The sequence below is a fragment of the Streptococcus porci DSM 23759 genome (assembly GCF_000423765.1).
Lineage (GTDB): Bacteria > Bacillota > Bacilli > Lactobacillales > Streptococcaceae > Streptococcus > Streptococcus porci.
Map to the genome: position 1 here is coordinate 56,576 of NZ_AUIP01000015.1, position 23,723 is coordinate 80,298.

At 42.3% G+C, this 23,723-nt stretch carries 26 protein-coding genes and 2 pseudogenes; 27 read left to right on the forward strand and 1 reads right to left on the reverse strand.

All coding sequences use genetic code 11. The features are described 5' to 3' along the window. The first annotated feature begins 102 nt into the window (after window positions 1-102). The 26 genes and pseudogenes from G576_RS0107015 to G576_RS12525 form a co-directional block, all read left to right on the forward strand. The gene (locus G576_RS0107015) at window positions 103-1,266 is read left to right on the forward strand and encodes a class I SAM-dependent rRNA methyltransferase (RefSeq protein WP_027974005.1); all 1,164 of its coding nucleotides are present in this window, start codon (window positions 103-105) and stop codon (window positions 1,264-1,266) included. Next, a complete protein-coding gene (gene aroD / locus G576_RS0107020; protein WP_027974006.1) occupies window positions 1,263-1,940 on the forward strand; it encodes a type I 3-dehydroquinate dehydratase in 678 nt (225 codons plus the stop codon). Before G576_RS0107015 ends, aroD begins: the two co-directional genes overlap by 4 nt. Continuing rightward, on the forward strand, window positions 1,930-2,796 hold the full coding sequence (locus G576_RS0107025; RefSeq protein WP_027974007.1) for a shikimate dehydrogenase: 867 nt from the start codon (window positions 1,930-1,932) through the stop codon (window positions 2,794-2,796). The genes aroD and G576_RS0107025 overlap by 11 nt, the downstream gene beginning before the upstream one ends. A gap of 36 nt (window positions 2,797-2,832) precedes the next feature. Then, the gene (gene aroB, locus G576_RS0107030) at window positions 2,833-3,900 is read left to right on the forward strand and encodes a 3-dehydroquinate synthase (RefSeq protein WP_027974008.1); all 1,068 of its coding nucleotides are present in this window, start codon (window positions 2,833-2,835) and stop codon (window positions 3,898-3,900) included. 1 nt (window position 3,901) lies between these two features. Beyond that, window positions 3,902-5,068, forward strand: a complete 1,167-nt coding sequence (gene aroC / locus G576_RS0107035; protein ID WP_027974009.1) for a chorismate synthase — start codon at window positions 3,902-3,904, stop codon at window positions 5,066-5,068. Window positions 5,069-5,152: 84 nt separating this feature from the next. After that, a complete protein-coding gene (locus tag G576_RS0107040; protein WP_027974010.1) occupies window positions 5,153-6,256 on the forward strand; it encodes a prephenate dehydrogenase in 1,104 nt (367 codons plus the stop codon). A gap of 11 nt (window positions 6,257-6,267) precedes the next feature. Continuing rightward, on the forward strand, window positions 6,268-6,606 hold the full coding sequence (locus G576_RS0107045; RefSeq protein ID WP_027974011.1) for a YlbF/YmcA family competence regulator: 339 nt from the start codon (window positions 6,268-6,270) through the stop codon (window positions 6,604-6,606). Window positions 6,607-6,629: 23 nt separating this feature from the next. Next, window positions 6,630-7,544, forward strand: coding sequence for an L-lactate dehydrogenase (locus tag G576_RS0107050; RefSeq protein WP_027974012.1), 915 nt, complete (start codon window positions 6,630-6,632; stop codon window positions 7,542-7,544). A 90-nt stretch (window positions 7,545-7,634) separates the two neighbouring features. Beyond that, complete coding sequence (gene aroA / locus G576_RS0107055) at window positions 7,635-8,918, forward strand: 3-phosphoshikimate 1-carboxyvinyltransferase (RefSeq protein WP_027974013.1); 1,284 nt, start codon at window positions 7,635-7,637, stop codon at window positions 8,916-8,918. Then, window positions 8,911-9,387: a shikimate kinase gene (locus tag G576_RS0107060; RefSeq protein ID WP_027974014.1), complete on the forward strand. Its 477-nt coding sequence runs from the start codon at window positions 8,911-8,913 to the stop codon at window positions 9,385-9,387. The genes aroA and G576_RS0107060 overlap by 8 nt, the downstream gene beginning before the upstream one ends. Then, window positions 9,384-10,214: a prephenate dehydratase gene (pheA, locus tag G576_RS0107065; protein WP_027974015.1), complete on the forward strand. Its 831-nt coding sequence runs from the start codon at window positions 9,384-9,386 to the stop codon at window positions 10,212-10,214. Before G576_RS0107060 ends, pheA begins: the two co-directional genes overlap by 4 nt. 9 nt (window positions 10,215-10,223) lie before the next feature. Beyond that, entirely contained in the window at window positions 10,224-11,681 is a 1,458-nt protein-coding gene (locus tag G576_RS0107070) for an LCP family protein (RefSeq protein ID WP_027974016.1), read from the forward strand. Between the two features lie 81 nt (window positions 11,682-11,762). After that, the gene (gene rlmD / locus G576_RS0107075; protein WP_027974017.1) at window positions 11,763-13,124 is read left to right on the forward strand and encodes a 23S rRNA (uracil(1939)-C(5))-methyltransferase RlmD; all 1,362 of its coding nucleotides are present in this window, start codon (window positions 11,763-11,765) and stop codon (window positions 13,122-13,124) included. A gap of 210 nt (window positions 13,125-13,334) precedes the next feature. Continuing rightward, window positions 13,335-13,508 carry a hypothetical protein gene (locus G576_RS13585; protein ID WP_012775511.1) on the forward strand — a complete coding sequence of 58 codons (174 nt, stop codon included), beginning with the start codon at window positions 13,335-13,337 and terminating at the stop codon, window positions 13,506-13,508. Beyond that, complete coding sequence (locus G576_RS0107085) at window positions 13,505-14,323, forward strand: replication initiator protein A (RefSeq protein WP_027974018.1); 819 nt, start codon at window positions 13,505-13,507, stop codon at window positions 14,321-14,323. The genes G576_RS13585 and G576_RS0107085 overlap by 4 nt, the downstream gene beginning before the upstream one ends. A gap of 148 nt (window positions 14,324-14,471) precedes the next feature. Continuing rightward, entirely contained in the window at window positions 14,472-15,827 is a 1,356-nt protein-coding gene (gene dcm, locus G576_RS12520; protein ID WP_000670032.1) for a DNA (cytosine-5-)-methyltransferase, read from the forward strand. Next, window positions 15,811-16,239: a hypothetical protein gene (locus tag G576_RS0107100; RefSeq protein WP_001050385.1), complete on the forward strand. Its 429-nt coding sequence runs from the start codon at window positions 15,811-15,813 to the stop codon at window positions 16,237-16,239. The genes dcm and G576_RS0107100 overlap by 17 nt, the downstream gene beginning before the upstream one ends. 10 nt (window positions 16,240-16,249) lie before the next feature. Further along, window positions 16,250-16,633 (forward strand): thioredoxin domain-containing protein, encoded by a 384-nt coding sequence (locus tag G576_RS0107105; protein WP_000895326.1) that lies wholly within the window; start codon window positions 16,250-16,252, stop codon window positions 16,631-16,633. Window positions 16,634-16,641: 8 nt separating this feature from the next. Then, complete coding sequence (locus G576_RS0107110) at window positions 16,642-16,875, forward strand: hypothetical protein (RefSeq protein ID WP_001005708.1); 234 nt, start codon at window positions 16,642-16,644, stop codon at window positions 16,873-16,875. Window positions 16,876-16,877: 2 nt separating this feature from the next. Next, window positions 16,878-17,462, forward strand: a complete 585-nt coding sequence (locus G576_RS0107115; protein WP_027974019.1) for a CPBP family intramembrane glutamic endopeptidase — start codon at window positions 16,878-16,880, stop codon at window positions 17,460-17,462. Between the two features lie 77 nt (window positions 17,463-17,539). Further along, a complete protein-coding gene (locus G576_RS0107120; RefSeq protein WP_027974020.1) occupies window positions 17,540-18,028 on the forward strand; it encodes a hypothetical protein in 489 nt (162 codons plus the stop codon). Next, entirely contained in the window at window positions 18,028-19,845 is a 1,818-nt protein-coding gene (locus G576_RS0107125; protein ID WP_027974021.1) for a VirD4-like conjugal transfer protein, CD1115 family, read from the forward strand. Before G576_RS0107120 ends, G576_RS0107125 begins: the two co-directional genes overlap by 1 nt. A gap of 17 nt (window positions 19,846-19,862) precedes the next feature. Continuing rightward, window positions 19,863-20,105 carry a hypothetical protein gene (locus G576_RS0107130; RefSeq protein ID WP_027974022.1) on the forward strand — a complete coding sequence of 81 codons (243 nt, stop codon included), beginning with the start codon at window positions 19,863-19,865 and terminating at the stop codon, window positions 20,103-20,105. An 18-nt stretch (window positions 20,106-20,123) separates the two neighbouring features. Continuing rightward, complete coding sequence (locus tag G576_RS0107135; protein ID WP_027974023.1) at window positions 20,124-20,978, forward strand: VirB6/TrbL-like conjugal transfer protein, CD1112 family; 855 nt, start codon at window positions 20,124-20,126, stop codon at window positions 20,976-20,978. Window positions 20,979-21,039: 61 nt separating this feature from the next. Next, window positions 21,040-21,393, forward strand: a complete 354-nt coding sequence (locus G576_RS0107140) for a PrgI family protein (RefSeq protein ID WP_024376818.1) — start codon at window positions 21,040-21,042, stop codon at window positions 21,391-21,393. Further along, window positions 21,350-23,038 (forward strand): annotated as a pseudogene (locus G576_RS12525) (VirB4-like conjugal transfer ATPase, CD1110 family); the annotation flags it as partial. The gene G576_RS0107140 and the pseudogene G576_RS12525, both read left to right, overlap by 44 nt. Before the next feature lie 30 nt (window positions 23,039-23,068). Here G576_RS12525 and G576_RS13280 read toward each other — a convergent pair. Further along, a pseudogene (locus G576_RS13280) lies at window positions 23,069-23,185 on the reverse strand (MLS leader peptide); the annotation flags it as partial. 294 nt (window positions 23,186-23,479) lie between these two features. Here G576_RS13280 and G576_RS0107150 point away from each other — a divergent pair. Next, window positions 23,480-23,723, forward strand: a 244-nt coding sequence (locus tag G576_RS0107150) for a transposase (protein ID WP_027974024.1), incomplete at its 3' end; no start/stop codon positions are given.

The window sequence follows — 23,723 nt, forward strand, 5'->3', positions numbered from 1 at the left end:
CATTCATAGAAATAGTATGGCTTTATTATAACACAAAACAAAAATCAAGAGTAATCTAAACCTACTGTGGCTAAGTGATTGAATTTTTGCTATAATACTTTTATGACTAAACTTACTATGGGTGAATTGGCTGAAAAACGCCTGAAATCAGGGATTCAGCTACTTGATGGTAGAGATTTTCCAAATCAAACTTTTGAAACTGGCTTGGTGTCCTTGTCAGATAAAAAGGGAAGGTTTTTGGGTACGGCCTATCTAGCGCCTCAAAACAAGGGGATTGGCTGGGTCTTATCTAGAAAATCTCTCGAATTGACAGAGGATTATTTTATTAGCCTCTTGAAAAAGGCAAAGGACAAGCGCCAGCAGTTTCAGCAGTCGGAACTGACTACAGCCTACCGTCTCTTTAATCAGGATGGAGACAACCTTGGTGGTCTTACCATTGACCGCTATGGAGACTTCGCCCTCTTTTCCTGGTACAACACCTACATTTACAGCCAGAAAGAGCTGATTGTTTCCGCTTTTCAAAAGGTTTTTCCAGAGCTTCTTGGTGCCTATGAGAAGGTGCGTTTTAAAAGTGACTTGCCAGAATCTGGTCACCTCTATGGGCAGGAAGCGCCTGAAACTTTTGAGGTTTTGGAAAATGGCGTCCGCTACTGCATTTTTCTGAATGACGGGCTGATGACGGGGATTTTCTTAGATCAACATGAGGTCAGAGGAAGTCTGGTGGATGGTCTAGCCCTGGGCAAGACCTTGCTCAACATGTTTTCCTATACCGCGGCTTTTTCTGTGGCTGCAGCTATGGGCGGAGCGGTAGCAACAATCTCTGTTGACTTGGCCAAACGGTCTCGTGAATTATCACAGGCCCACTTTGAAGCCAACGGACTTGACCTGACTAGCCACAAGTTTGTGGTGATGGACGTTTTTGACTATTTCAAATACGCCAAGCGCCATGGTCTGAAGTTCGATGTCATTGTCATTGATCCACCGTCCTTTGCTCGAAATAAAAAGCAAACCTTCTCTGTGCTGAAAGATTACCATAAATTGATTGCGCAGGCTTTGGAGATTTTAAGTCCAAATGGGACTATCATCGCCTCAACCAACGCGTCAAATATGACCGCTCAGCAATTTAAAAAACAAATCCAAAAAGGTCTTGGAAAAATCAGATACCAATTCACTGACTTAAAGCAGTTGCCGAGTGATTTCACCGTCAACAAAAATGATGAAAGCAGTAATTACTTGAAAGTATTTACAATAAAGGTAAACCAATGAAGATAGTCGTTCCAGTAATGCCAAGGAGCTTGGAAGAAGCTCAAAATATTGATGTGACTAAGTATGACTTAGCAGATATTATCGAATGGCGAGCTGATTTTTTGCCAAAATCAGACGTTTTGACTGTTGCGCCAGCTATTTTTGAAAAATTCCTTGGGCGTGAAGTCCTGTTCACCCTGCGCACGACTCGTGAAGGTGGTAATATTGAGCTGACTGATGAGGAATATGTGGGGCTGATTAAGGAAGTTAACGCCATCTATCAGCCAGACTACATTGATTTTGAGTATTTCTCACACATGGATATTTTCAAGGAGATGCTAGACTTTTCAAATCTCGTTCTGTCCTATCATAATTTTGAAGAAACGCCAGGCAATATCATGGAGGCTTTCTCAGAATTGACAGCCTTATCTCCACGCGTTGTCAAGATTGCAGTCATGCCCAAAACTCATCAGGATGTCCTTGATTTAATGAACTTTACCCGTGGTTTTAAAACTCTCAATCCCGAGCAATCTTATGCAGTGATGGCCATGGGGAAACTTGGTCGTATTACTCGTGTAGCAGGGGAGCTGATGGGTTCTTGCTGGTCTTACGCTAGTCTGGATGAGCAAAGTGCGCCTGGACAAATTCCTCTTGCCCAATTACCTAAAATCTTGGAGGTACTAGATGCGGATTGATGGACACACACGCTTAGCAGCGGTAGTAGCGACACCGATTAAACACTCAATCTCTCCCTTTATTCATAACTATGCTTTTGACAAAACGGGTGTCAACGGTGTCTATGTAGCTTGGGACATTCCAGAAATTGACTTGGAAGAGACCCTCAAAAATGTCAAACGTTACGACATGTGGGGTGTCAACATTTCCATGCCTTACAAGCAGTCTGTTATCCCTTTTATGGACGAATTGACCGATGCTGCACAGCTGATTGGTGCGGTTAACACGGTCATTCACCGTGATGGCAAACTGATTGGGCACAACACCGACGGTATCGGATTTTTCCGTTCGCTATCGACTTTTGCTGATTTCGATGTAAAAGGCAAAGTTATGACCATATTAGGTGGTGGTGGTGCAGCGACGGCTCTGATTGCCCAAGCAGCTCTCAATGGTGCTAGTTGCATAAACATTTTCAACCAGTCAGCTTTTCTTGAGGAAACCAGAGAAAAAGCGCAAGCTTTGTCCCAAAAAACGGGTGTGGTTATCGAGGTTTATCCTATTGAAAATTTGATGCTTGTCCAAGAGAAGGTAATGGAAAGCGACCTTTTTGTCAATGCGACCAGCGTTGGTATGGACGGTAAATCTATGATTATCGGTGAGGATTTTGTTTTTCCGGAAAATATCATGGTGGCCGATGTGATTTACCAGCCTTTTGAGACACCTTTCCTTAAGCTGGCACGTAGCCATGACCTCAAAGCAATCAATGGTTTGGGAATGCTTTTGTTCCAAGCTGCCGCAGCCTTTGAAGAATGGACTGGCAAAGAAATGCCAACCGATGAGATTTGGCAAGCCTTAGAAGAAAAGTATCAAGGATAAATTTCCAAAATAGAAAATGGATTAGGAAATAAACAGATGAAATTACATGTTGATTTAAATACAAATCCCTATGACATTGTGATTGAACGAGGCGCTCTCGCAAATGCAGGAGAATGGTCTCGCTCTATTCTTAATTGTCAGAAGATTGCGATTATAACAGACAATCATGTCGGTGGTCTCTATGCCGAGAAGGTTAAGCTGAGCCTACAAGCGGCTGGTTTTGAAGTAGTTGTCTTTGACTTTTTAGAGGGCGAAGCGTCTAAGAATTTGACCACAGTCAACAAGGCCTATGATTTTTTAATTGACAATCACCTAACCCGAACAGATGGCATTGTGGCCCTTGGCGGTGGTGTAGTCGGTGATTTAGCTGGTTTTGTGGCTTCGACCTACATGCGTGGCATTCCTTTTGTGCAGATTCCGACCAGCCTAACGGCTCAGGTGGACTCTTCCATCGGTGGTAAGACTGGTGTCAATACACCCAAAGCTAAAAATATCGTGGGGACTTTTGCCCAGCCTAAAGGTGTACTCATTGATCCAGATGTCCTTGTGACTTTGGGTCAGCGCGAGCTGATTGAAGGTATGGGTGAGGTTGTTAAGTACGGTCTTATCGACGATATTGAACTTTGGAATTTACTTGAGACTCTTGATGGAAGCCCGGAGTCCATTTTGGAAAATGCAGAGGCTATCATTTATCATTCTTGTGATGTTAAGCGTAGAATCGTTGTTGAGGACGAGTTTGAAGGAGGCGTGCGCATGTATTTGAATTTTGGGCACACCATCGGACATGCTATTGAGCAGACAGCTGGCTATGGAAAAGTTATGCACGGTGAAGCCGTTGCTATCGGTATGGTACAAATTTCTCGTGTAGCTGAAAAGAAAGGTCTGATGCCAGCTGGTATGACTGATAACATTATGGCTATGTGCGACAAATTTGGGCTACCAACAGATTATGAACCGTGGAAGGTTGATGACTTGTACACAGCACTGACCCACGATAAAAAAGCTCGTGGTAAGGCAATCAAGACAGTTATCGTACCAAAACTAGGTAGCGCAGCCATTAACCAAATTCCCTTAGAGGAAATGAAAGATTATTTGGAGAAATAAAATGAGATATTTGACAGCAGGAGAGTCGCACGGACCGCGACTGACAGCTATTATTGAGGGAGTGCCAGCAGGTCTTCCTTTGACAGTAGAGGACATCAATGCTGATTTGAAGCGTCGTCAAGGGGGGTACGGTCGTGGTGGACGTATGAAAATTGAGAGCGATGTGGTTGAAATCACTTCTGGCGTTCGCCACGGCAAAACGACTGGTGCTCCCATTACGCTCAACGTGACCAATAAAGACCATCAAAAGTGGTTGGAAATCATGGCGGTTGAAGATATTGAGGACCGTCTGAAAACCAAACGCAAAATCACGCACCCACGCCCAGGACACGCAGATTTGGTTGGTGGCATGAAGTACCGCTTCGATGATCTTCGCAATTCTCTAGAACGTTCAAGCGCGCGTGAGACTACCATGCGAGTTGCGGTAGGAGCTATTGCCAAACGTATTTTGGCGGAGCTTGATATTGAGATTGCCAATCATGTGGTTGTTTTCGGTGGTAAGGAAGTGGATATCCCAGAAAATCTGACAGTGACTCAAATCAAGGAGTTAGCTGCTAAATCAGAAGTTTCCATCGTTAATCAAGAACGTGAACAAGAAATCAAAGACTACATCGACCAAATCAAGCGTGACGGTGATACCATTGGTGGGGTGGTTGAAACGGTTGTCGGTGGCGTGCCAGTTGGACTTGGTTCCTATGTTCAGTGGGATACAAAACTAGATGCCAAATTGGCTCAAGCTATCGTGTCGATTAATGCCTTCAAAGGGGTCGAGTTTGGTGTCGGTTTCCAAGCGGGCTATCTTAAAGGCAGTCAAGTCATGGACGAAATTCTTTGGAATGAAGACGATGGGTACACCCGTCGCACGAATAATCTTGGTGGTTTTGAAGGCGGTATGACTAATGGGCAGCCGATTGTTGTCCGTGGCGTTATGAAGCCTATTCCGACCCTTTATAAGCCACTCATGTCCGTGGATATTGAGACGCACCAACCTTACAAAGCGACAGTTGAGCGATCAGATCCAACGGCTCTTCCAGCGGCAGGTGTTGTGATGGAATCAGTTGTGGCAACTGTCCTTGCTCAGGAGATTTTGAACAAATTCTCATCAGATAACTTAGAAGAACTCAAGGCAGCGGTCGCGGCTCACCGTGACTATGTGAAAAATTTTTAAGAAAAGTTTCTCTTACCAAAATCAGGTGAGAGGCCTCTTCTTTCAATTAAGCCTAGTGAGCTTCGAGTTAAGAAAGAAAATAGTATGACAAAAACCATTTATATTGCTGGTCTTGGACTCATCGGTGGCTCGATTGCCATGGGCATCAAGCGTGACCATCCAGACTACAAGATTTTAGGCTATAATCGCTCAGAAGAATCTCGTAAGGTTGCCTTAGAGCGAGGGATTGTTGACCGTGCTACTGGGGACTTTGTAGCATTTGCTCCCTTAGCAGACGTGATTATTCTATCGGTTCCAATCAAGCAAACCATTGATTTTATCAAAGATTTAGCCGGTATGGAACTCAAGGATAACGTCATCATCACCGATGCCGGATCGACCAAGACTGAGATTGTTAGGGCGGCTGAGACTTATTTAGCTGATAAGAATATTCAGTTCGTGGGCTCACATCCTATGGCGGGTAGTCACAAGTCAGGTGCTATTGCGGCGGATGTCAATCTCTTTGAAAATGCTTATTATATTTTCACGCCATCGACCTTAACTGGGGAGGTGACCATTTCTGAATTGGAAGACCTTTTGTCTGGTTTACATGCCAAATTCATTCAGATTGACGCTGAGGAGCATGACCGAGTAACCAGCCAGATTTCTCACTTTCCTCACATCTTGGCCTCTAGCCTCATGGAGCAGGCGGGAGATTATGCCAAGGAACACGAGATGACCAATCGTTTTGCGGCGGGTGGTTTTCGTGACATGACCCGTATTGCCGAGTCAGAGCCAGGTATGTGGACGGCTATTCTACTGTCAAATAGCAGAGCTGTTTTGGAGCGCATTGAGGACTTTAAGTCCCGTTTGGATAGTGTTGCGCAGCTTATTTCTCAAAAGGATGAAGATGCTATTTGGAACTTTTTCGAGCATGGGCGTAAGACTCGTCAGGCTATGGAAATTCATAAAAAAGCTGGTGTGGATAGTTTTTACGACCTCTTTGTGGATGTGCCTGACGAGGAAGATGTTGTCCTACGTATCTTGGAGCTTCTACGTGGGACCTCCTTGGTCAATATCAAAATCAATGAGGAAAATCGTGAGGATATTCATGGCATTTTGCAGTTGACCTTCAAAAATGCTAAAGATTTGGAGAGGGCACAAGCCGTTATCTCGGAAAAAACAGATTATTCAGTAACGATTGCATAAAGGAGAAAATCATGGAAAACATTTACGATTTAGCTAATAACTTAGAACGTGCCATCCGCGCCTTGCCAGAATTTCAAGCAGTTAAAGATGCTAAGGAAAAAGTTGAGGCCGATGCTACAGCGAAAGCACTCTGGGAAGAGTTTTTAGTGGCTCAAAATAAAATTCAAGACCTAATCCAATCAGGACAAATGCCAAGTCAAGAAGATCAAGAAGAAATGTCTGCTCTTGGTGACAAGATTGAAGCAAATGCCACACTTAAAGCTTATTTCGAAAGTCAGCAAGCTCTGGGCGTCTATGTTGGAGATCTGGAGCGCATTATCTTTAAACCCTTACAGGAGTTGACAGAATAAATAAACTGTTTTGGAGAGTAACAATGTCACGAAAAATTGGAATTATCGGAATGGGGCATGTGGGTTCAACAGTGGCTCACGGTCTTATTGCACAGGGAGCCTTTGATGACTATGTCCTTATTGACACCAATGAGAAGAAGGTCATGGCAGATGCCGCGGATTTTCAGGATGCTGCTGCTAATATCAATCATCACGCCAATATTGAAATCAATCATTATCCAGCCTTATCAGATGCGGATGTAATCGTGATTGCACTTGGAAATATTGCCCTCCAAGATAATCCAGATGCAGATAGGTTTGCAGAATTGCCATTTACAGCAGCCCAGATTCCCCATGTGGCGGAGCAAGTCAAGCAGTCTGGCTTTTCTGGCATAACGATTGTTATTTCCAATCCCGTGGATGTTGTGACAAGTCTCTTTCAGCACTATTCAGGCTTTCCTAGAGAAAGGGTGATTGGCACGGGGACTTTGCTGGATACAGCTCGCATGAAGCGGGCAGTCGCGCAGCATTTTTCCCTAGACCCTAGAAGTGTTTATGGCTACAACCTCGGCGAACACGGTAACTCTCAATTTACTGCTTGGAGTCAGGTGCGAATCAAGGGGCAGGAGGTTTCGTTTTTTGCAGATTTGGAGCTTTTGGAAAAGCTGGCGCAGGATGCCATCAAGGGAGGACACACCGTTTTTTACGGGAAGAAGTACACCAGTTACGGCATTGCTAGCGCGGCAATCAGACTGGCTTTAGCTGTCGTATCCGACAGCCGAGAAGAATTGCCTGTCTCCAATTATCATGAGCGACACGACACCTACCTCAGCTACCCAGCCATCGTTGGCCGACAAGGTATCATTGAACAAGTCAAACTCAACCTTACAGCAGAAGAAGAGAGTAAACTTGAAGCTTCAGCCGATTATATCAAAGAGAGATTTAGAGACAGTCTATAGAAAGTGTTAAAAGATGTCAGTATAGAAATTTTTAGAAATTTCTATACTTTTTTGTTATAATAGATATTAATACACGCACGAGGTTCACTTATGAAATTACAAACAGCAGCTAAATCCCTATCTGGAACCATTCGAGTTCCAGGAGACAAGTCTATCAGCCACCGCTCTATCATGTTTGGAAGTCTGGCTAAGGGAGTGACAACCATTCACGATATTTTGCGTGGTGAGGATGTTCTCTCAACCATACAGGTTTTTCGCGATTTGGGTGTGACCATTGAAGATGATGGTTCAGTTGTCAAAGTCCATGGACTTGGTTTTGATGGGCTCAAAGCTCCGCAGAATAAGCTAGATATGGGAAATTCAGGAACATCCATTCGACTGATTTCAGGAGTCTTGGCAGGGCAGGACTTTGAAGTGGAGATGTTTGGTGACGATTCTCTATCAAAACGTCCTATGGACCGTGTCACCATCCCTCTACGCCAGATGGGAGTTGAAATCTCAGGTCAGACTGAGCGTGATTTGCCACCGCTAAAAATGAAAGGGTCACGTGCCCTAAAGCCCATCACGTATCAACTGCCAGTGGCTTCTGCGCAGGTTAAATCAGCCCTTATTTTTGCCGCTCTGCAGGCTGATGGCGAGTCACTTATCATTGAAAAAGAAAAGACACGCAATCACACAGAGGATATGATTGTTCAGTTTGGTGGACAGATTTCAGTCAGAGGCAAAGAAATCCGCATCTCTGGTGGGCAAGAATTCACTGCTCAAGAAGTGACGGTTCCGGGTGATATTTCCTCCGCAGCTTTCTGGTTGGTTGCAGGGCTGATTGTGCCAAATTCTAAAGTTATTCTTGAAAATGTCGGTATCAATGAAACCCGTACTGGCATCATTGATGTCATCAAAGCAATGGGTGGTAAGATTGAACTGTCAAATCGTGATGAGATTGCTAAGTCAGCGACCATTACAGTTGAAACCTCTGATCTTGTAGGTACAGAAATCGCTGGAGACATCATTCCTCGTCTCATTGACGAATTGCCTATTATCACGCTTTTGGCGACTCAGGCAAAGGGTGAAACGGTTATTCGAGATGCCGAAGAGTTGAAAGTTAAGGAAACGGACCGCATTCAAGTGGTGGCTGACGCTTTGAACGCTATGGGGGCAGATATTACACCAACAGCTGACGGTATGATTATCAAAGGGAAAACGCCTCTCCATGGTGCAACTATCAATACTTTCGGCGATCACCGTATTGGTATGATGGCAGCCATCGCAGCTCTGCTTGTCCAAGAAGGAGAAGTTATGCTTGAGCGTGCTGAGGCTATCAACACCAGCTACCCAGATTTCTTCAATCACATGGAGGCATTGCTAAATGGCTAAGATTTTGATTGGTTTTATGGGCTCTGGAAAATCAACGATTGCCAGACTTTTAGATCCTAACTTTGTTGACATGGATACGGTGATTACAGAGCGTATCGGTATGCCTATCGCAGAATTTTTCGCAACTAAAGGTGAAGCGGCTTTTCGTGAAATCGAGAGTCTGGTTTTAGCTGAACTGATGGCTTCTGATGGCGTTATCTCAACAGGTGGTGGTGTTGTAGTCTCTGAAAAAAATCGACAGCTTTTGTCGGAGAATGACCAGACTATTTACCTGAAAGCAGATTTTGAGACCCTTTACAGTCGAATTGCAGCTGACGATAAAAATGTGCGCCCTCTCTTTGTCAATAATAGCAAAGAAGATTTTAAAGCTATTTTTGATGGTCGTCAGGGCTGGTATGAAGAAGCGGCAACGCAGATTATCGATGTGACTAAAAAAACACCTCAAGAAATTATCAAGGAAATCCTATGAAAATTGCCTATCTGGGACCATCAGGCTCCTTTACACATAATGCGGCGCTCAGCGCTTTTCCAAAAGCTGAATTGGTAGCCTACAGCACTATTACCGAAGTTCTCAAAGCCTACCAAGATAAAGAAGTTAGCTTTGCCATTGTTCCTGTAGAAAATTCGATTGAAGGGTCAGTCCATGAAACGACCGATTATCTTTTCCATGAAGGAAATATGCTTGCTGTGACAGAAATTATCCAGCCCATCAAGCAACAGCTCATGGCTGTAACTGTGACGCAACCAGAAAAAATCTTTTCTCATCCTCAGGCCATTGCTCAAGGAAAAAAATATATCACTGAGCATTATCCAAAAGCTCAGTTGGAAACAACAGCCTCAACAGCCTACGCAGCTCGTTTTGTAGCTGAAAATCCTGATAAACCCTATGCGGCTATTGCCCCTCAGGCTGCGGCAGACCAGTATGGCTTGACCGTTATTGCTAAGGATATACAAGAAATAGAAGAAAACTTCACACGTTTTTGGGTTTTGGGAGAAAAAGCAGAGCAGATTGATTTACCAAAGATTGCTGACAAATTATCCCTAGCACTAACCTTACCAGATAATCTTCCAGGTGCTCTCTACAAAGGACTTTCGGTTTTTGCTTGGCGAGGGATTGACCTGACTAAGATTGAAAGCCGACCCTTAAAAACCATGCTTGGCGAATATTTTTTCATGATTGACGTGAACAATGAAGACCAGCAACTGGTTCAATATGCCCTTTCTGAGTTGACAAGTCTTGGAATTGGGTATAAAATTTTAGGAAATTACTCTGTTTATATGATGACAAAGGACTAAGGAGACATTATGGCAGACCGCCGTTTGGAGGCCTTGACCCACCACGAAGCCTTACGATACGATTATTTATCAAAAAACATCCATTTTTTAAATCCTAAGGAAAAAGCAGAGCTAGATTGCCTTAATGCTAAGCTAGCTGGTGAGGACATTTCCCCTACCCAACCAGCTGAAAAAAGCCGACTTTCTTCATCTGGCTTACCGGTTTATCCAAAGGAAACCTCATTTTCAAAACGCTCTCGCAAGGCCAAGCACCAGCCTAAAGAGACGCCTGTTTATCCAGTATACTCAGACAAATCAGCGTCAGCTTTTACCAGAGAAGAAAAAGCGGAGCGGGTAAAGGGCTTGCCTGCTTATCCTAAGCAGGAGAGGGAAAGGAGAAAAAGACACCCAGCACCAGAAAGGGAAATTCAAGCGCCGCAATCTAAATCTGTCAAGGTCAAAAAAGCTACTAAGAAAAAGAGACGTTTTAGCTTTAAGCGATTTTTCCAGTGGCTGGGAATAATTATACTGGCTGTTTTAATTGGAATGATTGTGATGTTCTTCAAGGGAGTTAATGACGTGACTTCTGGTAAAGAGAATTACCAGCCAGCACAGACTGAAGTTTTCAACGGTGTTGACACTCTGGATGGGACCAATATTCTTATCCTTGGAAGCGACCAGCGGGTAACACAAAACTCAGCTTCAGCCAGAACAGATACAATCATGGTCATGAATATTGGTGGTAGTGATGGGAAGGCGAAACTCGTCAGCTTCATGCGGGATACTTTGGTCAATATTCCTGGCTATAGTTATGATGATTATTCAACAGACCTCAAGTTAAATACCTCCTTCACTTTCGGTGAACAGGATGGTGACCAGGGGGCAGAGTTTGTTCGGCAAGTGCTCAAGCACAATTTTGATATTGATATTAAATACTATGTCATGATTGATTTTGAAACCTTTGCTGTAGCTATAGATACTCTCTTTCCAGAAGGAGTTGAAATTGATGCCCAATTTGAAACTGTCGGTGGTGAAACGGTGACGGAGGTGGAAGTGCCTGATGATTTAGGTTATGCACAAGGCGGAGCGATGTATCAGACTATTGCTGCTGGAAAGCAGCGAATGGATGGAAAAACACTCCTCAACTACGCTCGTTTCCGCGGTGATGATACAGCTGACTTTGGTCGGGTTAAACGCCAGCAACAAGTTATGGCAAGCATTTTTTCTCAGGTAAAAAATCCAACAAAACTCTTTACAGGTTCCGCAGCTCTTGGAAAAATCTATGCTCTGACCTCCACCAATGTTTCTTATCCCGTTTTACTCACTCAAGGATTAGGAGTTTTGACCAGTGGAAAAGACGGCATTCAGCGCCTAACAATTCCTCAACAAGGTGACTGGGTTGATACCTACGACCAGTACGGAGGTATGGGGCTAGATATCGACCGTGACAAGTATAAAAAACTCTTAGCTGAGATGGGACTCAGATAATATGATATAATGAAGAGTGACTTCGGTTGCTCTTTTTTCTTGCTGAAAAATGGCAGAGCGGCCTATTAGAAAAGGACAATTATGTTTAAGAAAAATGATGTTGTTGAAGTGGACATTGTAGACCTGACTCATGAAGGTCAGGGTGTCGCAAAAGTAGATGGTTTCGTCTTTTTTGTTGATAATGCCCTTCCGGGTGAAAGCATCCGGATGAGGATATTAAAACTTAAGAAAAATATTGGATTTGGAAAGGTGGAGGAATGGCAGAGCTTTTCACCAGACCGTAATCAAGATCTGGATTTGACCTATCTAAGAACGGGTATTGCAGACTTGGGGCATTTGAATTACCCAGCCCAGCTTAAATTTAAGAAAAATCAAGTTGAAACAAGTTTGCGTAAGATTGCAGGAATTTCTTCTGTTGAGGTGAGCGATACAATTGGAATGGATCAACCAGTTGCATACCGTAATAAGGCAGCTGTGCCTGTTCGTCGTGTGAATGGGCAGTTAGAAACAGGTTTTTTCCGAAAAAATTCTCACGATTTAGTGCCGATTGAAGATTTTTATATCCAACATAAGGAAATTGATGCCTTGATTTTGGCTACCCGTGATTTCATGCGTAAATTGGACTTGAAACCATATGATGAAAATGAACAAACAGGTCTTGTCAGAAACATTGTCGTTCGTCGTGGGCATTATTCAGGGCAACTCATGCTAATCATCGTGACAACTAGACCAAAGATTTTCCGAATTGAAGCCCTCATTGAACGCTTGACCAGTCAGTTCCCAAATCTTATCTCGGTTATTCAGAATATCAATGATCAGAACACCAATGCGATCTTTGGTCAAGAGTTCCGCCTCTTGTACGGTAGTGAAACAATAGTTGATGAGATGTTGGGTAATGAATTTGAAATTTCAGCCCCTTCATTCTATCAAGTCAACACGGAAATGGCTGAAAAACTCTATCAAACTGCCATTGACTTTGCTGAACTATCGGCAGATGATGTTGTCATTGATGCCTATTCCGGAATCGGCACCATCGGCCTATCTTTTGCAAGACAAGTCCAGCATGTCTATGGAGTAGAAGTGGTTGAAAGGGCTGTCCTTGATAGCCAGAAAAATGCTGCTCGAAATGGGATTGACAATGTGACCTACGTCTGTGATAGTGCTGAGTCTGCCATGCAAAAATGGGTGGCAGACGGCATCAAACCAACTGTGATTTTTGTCGACCCGCCGAGAAAAGGCTTGACGGATAGTTTTATTCGTGCCAGTGCATCTGTTGAGCCGGAAAAAATTGTCTACATTTCCTGCAATGTAGCCACGATGGCGCGTGATGTAAAGCTCTATGAAGAGTTAGGGTATCGATTAACCAAAGTCCAGCCGACGGATTTATTTCCGAATACGCATCACGTGGAGTGCGTAGTGTTGCTACAACGAAGCAACGGGTAAAAATCCTTTATTTTAAGCACTTTTTCAAGCATTTTGTCTTTATTGAAAAGAGTGATTTTGACATAAAAAAGGTTCAAAAAAAGTACATTGATGTGAATGTCTGTTTGGATGTCGACTGCGTAGACAAAAAATAGATACGTCATAAAAAATAATAGTTCAGCGAGAACATTTTACTAAGTGTTCTCGTTTTTTTATTTTCAGGAGGAATTCATGAAAAAGAAGGAACAATCATCACGCCAAATCGTGATGTGTCATCTCGTGGCTATCTTGGGAGTTGATATTGAGAAAGCAACTCAGCTAATTGATGAAATGGAACAAGTAGGTTTAATCCGATTTGATGAATTTGGAAATGTTGGAATTTTAGTCTTGGAGGGACAATCATGAAACGAATTACAGCTAATCAATATCAGACATCAGAGCGTTATTATAAACTCCCCAAAGTTTTGTTTGAGAGTGAACGGTATAAGGATATGAAGCTGGAGGTTAAGGTAGCCTACGCGGTTTTAAAAGATCGGTTGGAGTTGTCTTTGAGTAAGGGCTGGATTGATGAGGATGGGGCTATTTACTTGATTTATTCCAATTCAAATCTGATGGCACTTTTAGGTTGTTCAAAGTCTAAATTACTTTCTATTAAGAAAACCTTACGTGAATATGGCTTAATTGATGAAGTCCAACAGTCCTCTAGCGAAAAAGGCCGAATGGCCAATAAAATTTACTTGGGGGAATTAGAACATGAACCTACCCCAGTATTAGATTCAAACGGGGCTAGTGTAAAAAAAACACTAGGGGGGTCTCAAAAAAAGACGAGGCCGGTCTTAAATTCAGCCCCTAGTGAGACTGAAGGAAGTGAGACTAAATATAGTGAAACTGAAGGGAGTGATTTCCTTATTGAGGACGAGGAGGAGAGGCAGATAGTAGATGACAAACAAGAAGAAAACTTTTCTTCAAAAGTCGATGGCGTGACCAAGTACGATCGAGACTATATTTGGGGTTTGGTTCATGACCAGTTAAGACAGACAGGTCTATCTCAGTCAGCTAGTGACTATGCCATGATTTATTTTAGTGACCGTTATCAGTATGCTTTGGAACATATGCGATTTGCTCGGTCAGCGGAAGTAATAGCTGAATACGTATTTAATGGTGTGCTGTCAGAGTGGACCAAGCAACTGAGACGACAAGAAGTAAAAGGAGGTGAATAAGATGATTTGGTGGATACTAGGTGGAATCTATCTGATTTCTATCATCATTTTGATTGTTGAAATCATCCGTGCACCAGAAATGGATGATCATATATAAGCAAGAGTTTTACATGTGTAAGGCTTTTTTTTAGTTGGAAAGAGAGAAAAAATGAAATTTTTAGATTTATTTGCTGGGATAGGTGGTTTTAGGCTAGGGTTGGAATCACAGGGTCATAAATGCCTGGGCTTTTGTGAAATTGATAAATTCGCCAGAACATCTTATAAAGCCATGTTTAACACAGAAGGGGAAATAGAATACCATGACATTAAAGAGGTCACAGACCATGACTTTAGACAATTTAGAGGGCAAGTGGACATCATCTGCGGGGGATTTCCTTGCCAAGCTTTTTCACTCGCAGGAAGACGACTGGGATTTGAAGATACTCGAGGGACTCTCTTTTTTGAGATTGCTCGAGCGGCCAAACAAATCCAACCACGTTTTCTATTTTTGGAAAACGTCAAAGGCCTACTCAATCACGACGAGGGACGGACGTTCGCCACAATCCTCTCCACGATGGATGAATTGGGGTATGATGTCGAATGGCAGGTGCTTAACAGTAAGGACTTCCAAGTCCCGCAAAACAGAGAGCGGGTCTTTATTATCGGACATTCTAGAAGATACCGTTCCAGATTCATATTTCCTCTCAGAAGAGAAAACAGCCCAGCTCATCTTGAAAGGCTAGGAAATATCAATCCCTCTAAACGTGGTTTGAATGGTGAAGTCTATCTGACGAGTGGACTTGCTCCTACACTAACAAGAGGTAAAGGAGAGGGAGCTAAAATCGCCATTCCAGTCTTAACACTAGATAGACTAGAAAAACGGCAACATGGTCGTCGATTTAAGGACAATCAAGACCCTATGTTTACTTTGACAAGTCAAGACAGACACGGGGTTGTTGTCGCAGGAAATCTGCCGACTAGCTTTGACCAGACTGGAAGAGTATTCGATATATCTGGCTTGTCACCGACTTTGACCACCATGCAAGGTGGAGATAAGGTGCCAAAGATTTTGCTGAGGGAGGAGCTGCCATTTCTGAAAATCAAGGAAGCCACAAAAACAGGGTACGCAAAGGCAACTCTTGGAGACTCTGTCAATCTGGCTTATCCAGACTCAACCAAACGTAGGGGACGTGTGGGAAAGGGAATATCCAATACTCTGACGACTTCAGACAATATGGGAGTGGTGGTTGCTGCTCTGGAATATCGACAGGATAAGTGGTATGAAGTCACAGGCATTGTCTTAGAGGGGAAAGTTTATCGCCTGAGAACAAGACGACTGACACCAAGAGAGTGTTTCAGACTTCAAGGCTTTCCTGATTGGGCTTATGAAAGAGCAGAAAGTGTTTCCAGTAAGAGCCAGCTATACAAACAGGCCGGCAATAGCGTGACTGTCACAGTTATTGAAGCCATTGCCAGAGAATTTAGAAGAACGGAAGAGGAAGAAAAACATGAACTTACTACATAAGAAAAGTATCCTAGATTGTACTGAATTAGAAGAACGTATTCACCAAGCTGAAACCAATCAGCTATTACAAAAGATACTGTCGCTCCCCAATTTTGATTGTGACTTTGAGGTGACTTTTGAAGATGATTACCACAAAGAGATGAATGATCCCCTATTCTACGAATCCAATCTTCATCAGATTTCGGATTTTATGGAAACTAGGGATATTAAAAATGGTGTAGATACACTACTGACGAAAGACAATCACCTGGCCTTTCGTGCCTTTGGTGAAAATTATTCTGCTAGAGGAAAGGATGGCATTTTAACGACTTTAGTGATAGTCAAGTGCTTTGGTGAAGGACGGATGCCCATTGATATGAGTCGCTATTTCTCAACTCCTGAACCAACAGTTGAAAATAGCCTAATCCTATAAGGAGGTGCCTATGCTTGAGGTATATCTAGGAAATAATGCCAATACAAATCAAGATTTACTAACCATTTTGACGACCTATGGTGTGACTTATCGTTGTATAAAAGCGTGTGATGTAGACCGTGAAATCTTACTGTCACTCTTTGCCAAAACAATGGATTGTTTTGAGTTATTGTCGCCACGATTTCTTTGCTTTAAGCGTCAATATTCGATAAGTTTGAATGAGATGATTCAGCTTATTCTCCAAAAGCCAGACCAGAATCTTCGGTTGCCCCTCATTGTCTGTCAGAATCATGTCTATCCAGCTATTGGGCTAGACGAAGTGCGTACCTTTCTTCCCAGACAAGTAAAAGAAGAGCTGTTTCAGGCCAGTCTGATGAAACAGGTGACAGGGTAGGTGTGAAGATGAATGAACGATTTTGGGACAATTTAGAAATCATTCTGGCCGAAAAAGACCTCACTTGGGCAGAACTAGCTCGCAAAGTATTCAACGGTCAATATGTTTATCCAAGTGAGTTTAATCGCCTCTATCAAAAATTACGGCATTACAAATCTAATCGTCTGATGCCACAAACAAGATGGGTTGAGCGAATCGTTCTAGTCTTAGACATTGATTATGAAGATTTATTCAAGAGGTGACAATGATAAGGATAGTGTTGTATTATCTAGCCATACAGCTTAACGTTTTTCTATTAAGTTTATACCTACAAGAGTATATGACGATTGAGGGTATAGTCTTACTACAATTGGTCCTATTAAGTGTGACTTGCCTAGAGATTGCCCGTCATAAAACTGTTCAATTAAAAATTGTGGGCGTACAAAATCGCCTAAGTTGGTTGCTTCTTGGCTTTGTGGCTATGGTTGCTTTTGCAGTCTTCATCAGCTTCCTATTTCCAGTTCAGACTAGGAATCAAGTGGTATTGGTACAAGTAGGAATACAGGTTCCTCCTATTATCTTTTTATTATTTCTAATAAATGCAAGTGTCCTTGAAGAGATTGTTTATAGGCAGTTGCTGTGGGAAAAATTGACATTCCCTTTTGTACAAATAGGCGTGACCAGTTTTCTCTTTGTTCTATCCCATGGACCCAATCAGTTAGGGAGTTGGCTCATGTATAGCTGTCTTGGCTTGACCTTGGCTGCTGTTCGATTGAAAACAGATTGTAAGATGGCAATCGCCTCACATTTACTTTGGAATAGTTTGGTTTATGTCTTGACCTTCTTGTGATACCAAAATCAAGAGTGCTTCCGTATTATGGAAGCACCTAATGTTTGATAGGGAAACGAAAAAAAGAGGAGGTCACCATGTCATCTGAACAACAAGAACGTCAAGCGATGCAATACGTGGAAAGAAGTAGTTTATTGACAGTCAGAACCCTCTTAAAGCTCTTAGAATGGTCGGCTAGGCAAGCCTTAGCTCAAGATTCAGCTTATAAGATTGGGGTTCAAAAACTGGAAGAACTCCTTCAAAGCCCTTACGTCATTGAAGCGATTGATGTTAGTAAAGACATACTGGATAAGCCAATCGATGTGGAGAAATTTAAGGAGTTGATGGATTCAGAAAAACTGCCAATCGCAATTAGTTGGCAAAAAGACTATCTCTACTTTTATGCCAAGGATAAGACCTTGCTCGATCATCACTTGGACGAACTTGCGAAGAAACTGGTGTCTAACCCAGAGAAGTTAGAAGGTCTAACCTTTGATAAAACCTTGGACCAAGAGATAGAACTGGCCAAAGAGAAAATTAGAGTGACAGAACCTTCGGCAGTCAAAACCAAGGAGGTGACCTTGTAATGTATTCCAGGCAAAAAGCATTTGTCTTTGGACTCTTGGGTCTCGCCTTTGGCTATTTCTGCCATCGTCTAACCCTACTCTATGATAGTTTAACCAATGCCCCACCTATGGAACGTATTGCCTACCTCTTAGGAGAGGGGTTAAATCAGGTTTTCAATCCTTTATGGCTATTTTCCTTTACTCAAAAATCTCTTCTTGCCTTTATCCTTGGGGTTCTAACGATGACACTAGTCTATCTTTATGTATCGACAGGACAGAAGGTCTATCGAGAAGGGGAAGAATACGGTTCTGCACGATTTGGAACCAGTAAGGAAAAGCGGAACTTTTACAGTAAGAATCCTTTTAATGACACGATTTTGGCTCGTGATGTTCGTCTAACCTTGTTGGAAAAGAAGAAACCACAGTTTGACCGAAATAAAAACTTGATTGTCATTGGGGGTTCTGGGGCAGGCAAGACCTTTCGCTTTGTGAAGCCCAACCTTATCCAACTTAATTGTTCCAATATTGTCGTAGATCCGAAAGATCATTTGGCTGAGAAGACAGGTAAACTCTTTTTAGAGAACGGTTATCAGGTCAAGGTTTTAGACTTGGTTAATATGACCAATTCGGACGGTTTTAATCCCTTTCGTTATGTAGAAACAGAGAATGATTTGAACCGCATGTTAACGGTCTATTTTAACAATACCCGTGGGTCTGGTTCTCGCAGTGATCCATTTTGGGACGAGGCTTCCATGACATTGGTGAGAGCTATTGCCTCTTATTTGGTGGATTTTTACAATCCTCCAGGAAGTTCTAAGCAAGAGCAGGAAGCAAGACGTAAGCGTGGCCGTTATCCAGCCTTTTCTGAGATTGGGAAACTCATCAAACTCTTATCAAAGGGAGACAATCAGGACAAAAGTGTTCTTGAAGTCTTGTTTGAAGACTATGCTAAGAAATATGGTCATGAGAACTTTACCATGAGAAATTGGGCAGATTTTCAAAATTATAAGGATAAGACATTGGATTCGGTGATTGCGGTCACAACAGCTAAATTTGCCCTCTTTAATATCCAATCGGTGATTGATTTGACGAAAAAAGACTCTATGGACTTGAAAACGTGGGGCACTCAGAAGACCATGGTCTACCTTGTTATTCCAGACAATGATACGACCTTTCGTTTCCTATCTGCTTTATTTTTCTCTACGGTTTTCTCCACTTTGACCAGACAGGCTGATGTTGACTTTAAAGGGCAACTGCCTATTCATGTTAGAAGCTATCTGGATGAGTTTGCGAATGTCGGAGAAATCCCAGACTTTGCTGAACAAACCTCAACAGTTCGCTCTAGGAACATGAGTCTAGTTCCAATCTTGCAAAATATTGCTCAACTCCAAGGACTTTATAAGGAAAAAGAGGCTTGGAAAACTATACTGGGGAATTGTGATAGCCTCCTATATTTGGGTGGAAATGACGAGGAAACTTTCAAATTTATGAGTGGTCTATTAGGCAAACAAACCATTGATGTCAGAAGTACCAGTCGTTCTTTTGGGCAGACTGGCTCAAGTTCTACCTCTCACCAGAAAATTGCCCGTGACTTGATGACGGCTGATGAAGTAGGGAATATGAAACGAGATGAGTGTCTCGTACGCATTGCAGGAGTGCCTGTTTTTCGAACCAAGAAATATTTTCCACTCAAACATAAGAATTGGAAATGGCTTGCGGATAAGGAAACCGATGTACGCTGGTGGCACTATCATATCAATCCCCTAACCGCTGATGAAGAGTTAGATTTGTCAGGCCATAAAATAAGGGATTTAAGCACAGAAACGACATTACATTAATAGAAATGAGGAATTATATGAATCACAAACTAACAGGCTTTGTTTACGGAGTGGACGCCAGCTCCATGTTCTCCCAAGCCATGTCTCTATTACAAAAAGGCTTAATTGCAGTAGGAGCCTTTCTTGTTGTCATGGGTATTATCAACCTTTCCACCAACATTAAAGATGGTGGGCCGGGTGTCCGAAATGCCATTCTAGAAATTGTTGGTGGAGTCATGGTGGGAGCCGCGGGTGCTTTTGTGACTCAGATTACCATTTAGGGGAGGACAGCACATGACATGATGATGAATTTTACGTCACCTTTTGTATTTCTAGCCTCTGAAAAAGTATCTAGTGATAGCCTATTTGAAGGGTTTCAAGTGGATTTAGAATCAACCGCCAACTTGGTTAAGTCACTAGCGGACTTTAATCCGACGGTGTGGTCTTACATGACAGCCATTACCAAGGGGATTATGCAGCCCTTGGGAGTAGCTATTCTTGCGGTAGTTCTTGTACTTGAATTTTCAAAAATGGCCAAGAAAATCGCAAACTCAGCCGGTGCAATGACCTTTGAAGCCATAGCACCTATGATTGTCAGCTACATCATGGTCGCGGTCGTGATTACCAATACGACGGTTATTGTGGAAGCCATTGTTGCCATTGCCTCTTATGTTATTGAACAAGTGGCAAGTCTTGTCACGAATGGTGGTGCTAATTATGATACCATCTCAGGCATTAAGGGATCTGGAATTGTAGGAAAAATGATTATTGGCTTTTTTGCGATTCTCATTTGGTTGGTACGAATGGCCAGTATCATGGTTGTCAATATCTTGATTACCATTCGCTTTATCCAACTCTATCTGATGATTCCTTTTGCCCCTGTTACCATTCCGACCTTCCTTAGTGATGACTGGAGAAGTGTTGGGATTGGTTACCTTAAAAACATCATGGTCTATGCCGTTCAAGGTATTTTGATTTTTCTAATTGTATCTCTTGTTCCCTTGTTTGAATCGGCTGGAAAGATTGCCGTATCAAATGGAGCTGGAGTTATGGAATCACTCGCCATTATGTTTGGTGGCTTGGTACAGGCCATCTTGTTAATCATTGCCTTAGTTGGCAGTCAACGAACCGCCCGTAGTATTTTGGGGATGTAGGAGGAAGGGAGTCACTATCTCGCCTCCTCTTTTTATAGCTTACTTAGATTGGAGAACATTTATGAACACTCGTGTCTTTAAGGACATCTCAAAGGTTCAACACAGGGCATGGCTAGGATTTACAACTAGACAGGTTATTTTTGTATTTCCAGCCGTCGCCATAACCATTTTGGTATTGGGCTTGAACCTATTTTACTGGCAATTTGGGGATTGGTTTGTCTATGGTTTTGTTTTTAGCTTTACCATTCCACTCATGTTATTTGGGGTCTATCGCCCCAACGATTTACCATTTGAAACCTACCTCAAGTACCGTTTTCATTATGAACTAACAGTACCAGATCGTACATTTACTGGAAGAAAAGGAGACCAACGTGAAAAAATTAAAACACTCAATGAAACCAAAGACATCTTCTAATGACCAAAAGCAAAAGACGAAAACACAGAAGCAGGAGATCAGACCTTCTACCGTAAATACGTTAGCCTATCAAGGGCTTTTTCAGAATGGCCTTATGCAGGTCAGCCCAAGCTATTTCTCACAAACATATCTCTTAGGAGATGTCAATTACCAAACAGTTGGCTTAGATGATAAGGGAGCTATTGTTGAGAAATATTCCGATTTAATCAATTCACTGGATGATAAGACCAATTTCCAACTGACCATTTTCAATCAAAAGGTCAATTTGGAAAAATTCCGTAAGAGTATTCTCTATCCCTTGCAGGAAGATGGGTTTGATGCTTATCGTGATGAATTGAATCGTATGATGGATGCCAACTTAGAGGCGGGTGAGAACAACTTTTCAGCCGTTAAGTTTCTTTCATTTGGCAAGAGCGACCAAACGCCAAAACTAGCTTTTCGTTCACTGTCACAAATTGGGGAATATTTCAAGAGTGGCTTTTCAGAGATTGATGTATCTCTTGGTTTACTTGGTGGAGAGGAGCGAGTGAATGTCCTTGCGGATATGTTGCGGGGTGAAAATCATTCACCGTTTTCTTACAAGGATTTGACCCTCTCAGGTCAATCCACCAAACACTTTATTGCCCCAACCTACCTTTCCTTTAAACACAAGAATCATATTGAATTGGACGATCGATTATTACAGATTGTCTATGTTCGTGACTATGGTATGGAGCTAGGGGATAAATTTATTCGAGACTTGATGCAGTCAGATTTGGAAGTGATGATTAGTCTACATGCCAACGGCTCTACCAAGTCTGAAACCATGACCAAGCTACGAACCAAGAAGACCTTGATGGAATCACAAAAGATTGGTGAACAACAAAAAATGGCTCGGACTGGAATCTATTTGGAGAAGGTCGGCCATGTTCTTGAAAACAATATCGATGAAGCAGAAGCTCTCCTTCAAACCATGACCCAAACAGGAGATAAACTGTTTGACACCGTATTTCTAATTGGCGTGCTGGCGGATACTGAGGACCAACTCAAACAATCTCTTGATATTATCAAGCAAGTTGCAGGGTCTAATGATATGATTATCGATAACTTGACCTACATGCAAGAAGCTGCTTTTAATAGTCTCTTGCCATTTGGGAAGAACTATCTCGAAGGTGTTTCTCGGTCTCTATTGACTTCAAATATTGCCGTGAATGCACCTTGGACTTCCGTAGATATTCAGGACAAGGGTGGGAAATTTTATGGCATCAATCAAATCTCAAGTAATATCATCAGTATTGACCGTGGCAAGTTAAATACTCCGTCAGGTTTGATTTTAGGGACTTCTGGAGCGGGCAAAGGGATGGCGACAAAACACGAGATCATCTCTACTAAGCTCAAGGAAGCAGATAGTGATACTGAAATTATTATTGTTGACCCAGAAAACGAGTACAGTATTATCGGTCAAGCCTTTGGTGGGGAGAGTATTGATATTGCCCCAGATTCTACCACCTTCTTAAATGTCTTAGATCTATCAGATGAGAATATGGATGAGGATCCAGTTAAGGTCAAGTCCGAATTTCTCTTGTCTTGGATTGGAAAGCTCTTGGACCGTAAAATGGATGGTCGTGAAAAGTCCTTGATTGACCGTGTGACACGACTCACCTATACAATTAAAAAATCTAAAGTCTTTTTGATTAAGTTTGCTTCTAAGTCTTATTTCCATAACTTCTTTTACGTTTCCGCCATTCTTTGCTGTTTCGATTTTTATGATATGGTGCAAGTCAGCACGAACACGAACCGTCTTATCTCCCATTATATCTTTTTTTGCACTGATTGGTGTATCATTTCGTTTTTCTTTTTGTGCGCCTAAATTTCCCACAATCACTCACTTCTTTCTATTTCTTCTTATTCTTATTTTATCATCAACAATCACAAATCACTTGTGATTTGTGATAAGTGATTTGTGATAAGTGATTTGTGATTAATATATAAAAGCCCTCTTTAAAGGGCTTCAGACTGAAGACAAAGTCCTTAGAATTGATTTTCTAAGGGCTTTTCTTCGTATTTAGGAGTATAATATAAGAAAAAGGACTTATGAGGTTCTCCTATGCTACACAAAGAAAAACCTGACTATAACCGCAATCAGTACGGTTTCTATACCCTTGACCAGCTTGTGCCTGCAGATCATTTCCTGCGCCAAGTGGAAGCTGTGATTGACTTCGACTTCATTTATGACCTAGTAGAAGATACCTATTCGTCTGATAATGGTCGTCCTAGTCTTGACCCTGTCATGTTAGTTAAAATTCCTCTGATTCAGTGCTTTTATGGTATTCGTTCCATGCGTCAGACCA

Excerpts from the sequence above, each read along its gene's own strand:
- G576_RS0107015 (WP_027974005.1), top strand. The coding sequence starts at position 103 with ATGACTAAACTTACTATGGGTGAATTGGCTGAAAAACGCCTGAAATCA.
- aroD (WP_027974006.1), top strand. The coding sequence starts at position 1,263 with ATGAAGATAGTCGTTCCAGTAATGCCAAGGAGCTTGGAAGAAGCTCAA.
- G576_RS0107025 (WP_027974007.1), top strand. The coding sequence starts at position 1,930 with ATGCGGATTGATGGACACACACGCTTAGCAGCGGTAGTAGCGACACCG.
- aroB (WP_027974008.1), top strand. The coding sequence starts at position 2,833 with ATGAAATTACATGTTGATTTAAATACAAATCCCTATGACATTGTGATT.
- aroC (WP_027974009.1), top strand. The coding sequence starts at position 3,902 with ATGAGATATTTGACAGCAGGAGAGTCGCACGGACCGCGACTGACAGCT.
- G576_RS0107040 (WP_027974010.1), top strand. The coding sequence starts at position 5,153 with ATGACAAAAACCATTTATATTGCTGGTCTTGGACTCATCGGTGGCTCG.
- G576_RS0107045 (WP_027974011.1), top strand. The coding sequence starts at position 6,268 with ATGGAAAACATTTACGATTTAGCTAATAACTTAGAACGTGCCATCCGC.
- G576_RS0107050 (WP_027974012.1), top strand. The coding sequence starts at position 6,630 with ATGTCACGAAAAATTGGAATTATCGGAATGGGGCATGTGGGTTCAACA.
- aroA (WP_027974013.1), top strand. The coding sequence starts at position 7,635 with ATGAAATTACAAACAGCAGCTAAATCCCTATCTGGAACCATTCGAGTT.
- G576_RS0107060 (WP_027974014.1), top strand. The coding sequence starts at position 8,911 with ATGGCTAAGATTTTGATTGGTTTTATGGGCTCTGGAAAATCAACGATT.
- pheA (WP_027974015.1), top strand. The coding sequence starts at position 9,384 with ATGAAAATTGCCTATCTGGGACCATCAGGCTCCTTTACACATAATGCG.
- G576_RS0107070 (WP_027974016.1), top strand. The coding sequence starts at position 10,224 with ATGGCAGACCGCCGTTTGGAGGCCTTGACCCACCACGAAGCCTTACGA.
- rlmD (WP_027974017.1), top strand. The coding sequence starts at position 11,763 with ATGTTTAAGAAAAATGATGTTGTTGAAGTGGACATTGTAGACCTGACT.
- G576_RS13585 (WP_012775511.1), top strand. The coding sequence starts at position 13,335 with ATGAAAAAGAAGGAACAATCATCACGCCAAATCGTGATGTGTCATCTC.
- G576_RS0107085 (WP_027974018.1), top strand. The coding sequence starts at position 13,505 with ATGAAACGAATTACAGCTAATCAATATCAGACATCAGAGCGTTATTAT.
- dcm (WP_000670032.1), top strand. The coding sequence starts at position 14,472 with ATGAAATTTTTAGATTTATTTGCTGGGATAGGTGGTTTTAGGCTAGGG.
- G576_RS0107100 (WP_001050385.1), top strand. The coding sequence starts at position 15,811 with ATGAACTTACTACATAAGAAAAGTATCCTAGATTGTACTGAATTAGAA.
- G576_RS0107105 (WP_000895326.1), top strand. The coding sequence starts at position 16,250 with ATGCTTGAGGTATATCTAGGAAATAATGCCAATACAAATCAAGATTTA.
- G576_RS0107110 (WP_001005708.1), top strand. The coding sequence starts at position 16,642 with ATGAATGAACGATTTTGGGACAATTTAGAAATCATTCTGGCCGAAAAA.
- G576_RS0107115 (WP_027974019.1), top strand. The coding sequence starts at position 16,878 with ATGATAAGGATAGTGTTGTATTATCTAGCCATACAGCTTAACGTTTTT.
- G576_RS0107120 (WP_027974020.1), top strand. The coding sequence starts at position 17,540 with ATGTCATCTGAACAACAAGAACGTCAAGCGATGCAATACGTGGAAAGA.
- G576_RS0107125 (WP_027974021.1), top strand. The coding sequence starts at position 18,028 with ATGTATTCCAGGCAAAAAGCATTTGTCTTTGGACTCTTGGGTCTCGCC.
- G576_RS0107130 (WP_027974022.1), top strand. The coding sequence starts at position 19,863 with ATGAATCACAAACTAACAGGCTTTGTTTACGGAGTGGACGCCAGCTCC.
- G576_RS0107135 (WP_027974023.1), top strand. The coding sequence starts at position 20,124 with ATGATGATGAATTTTACGTCACCTTTTGTATTTCTAGCCTCTGAAAAA.
- G576_RS0107140 (WP_024376818.1), top strand. The coding sequence starts at position 21,040 with ATGAACACTCGTGTCTTTAAGGACATCTCAAAGGTTCAACACAGGGCA.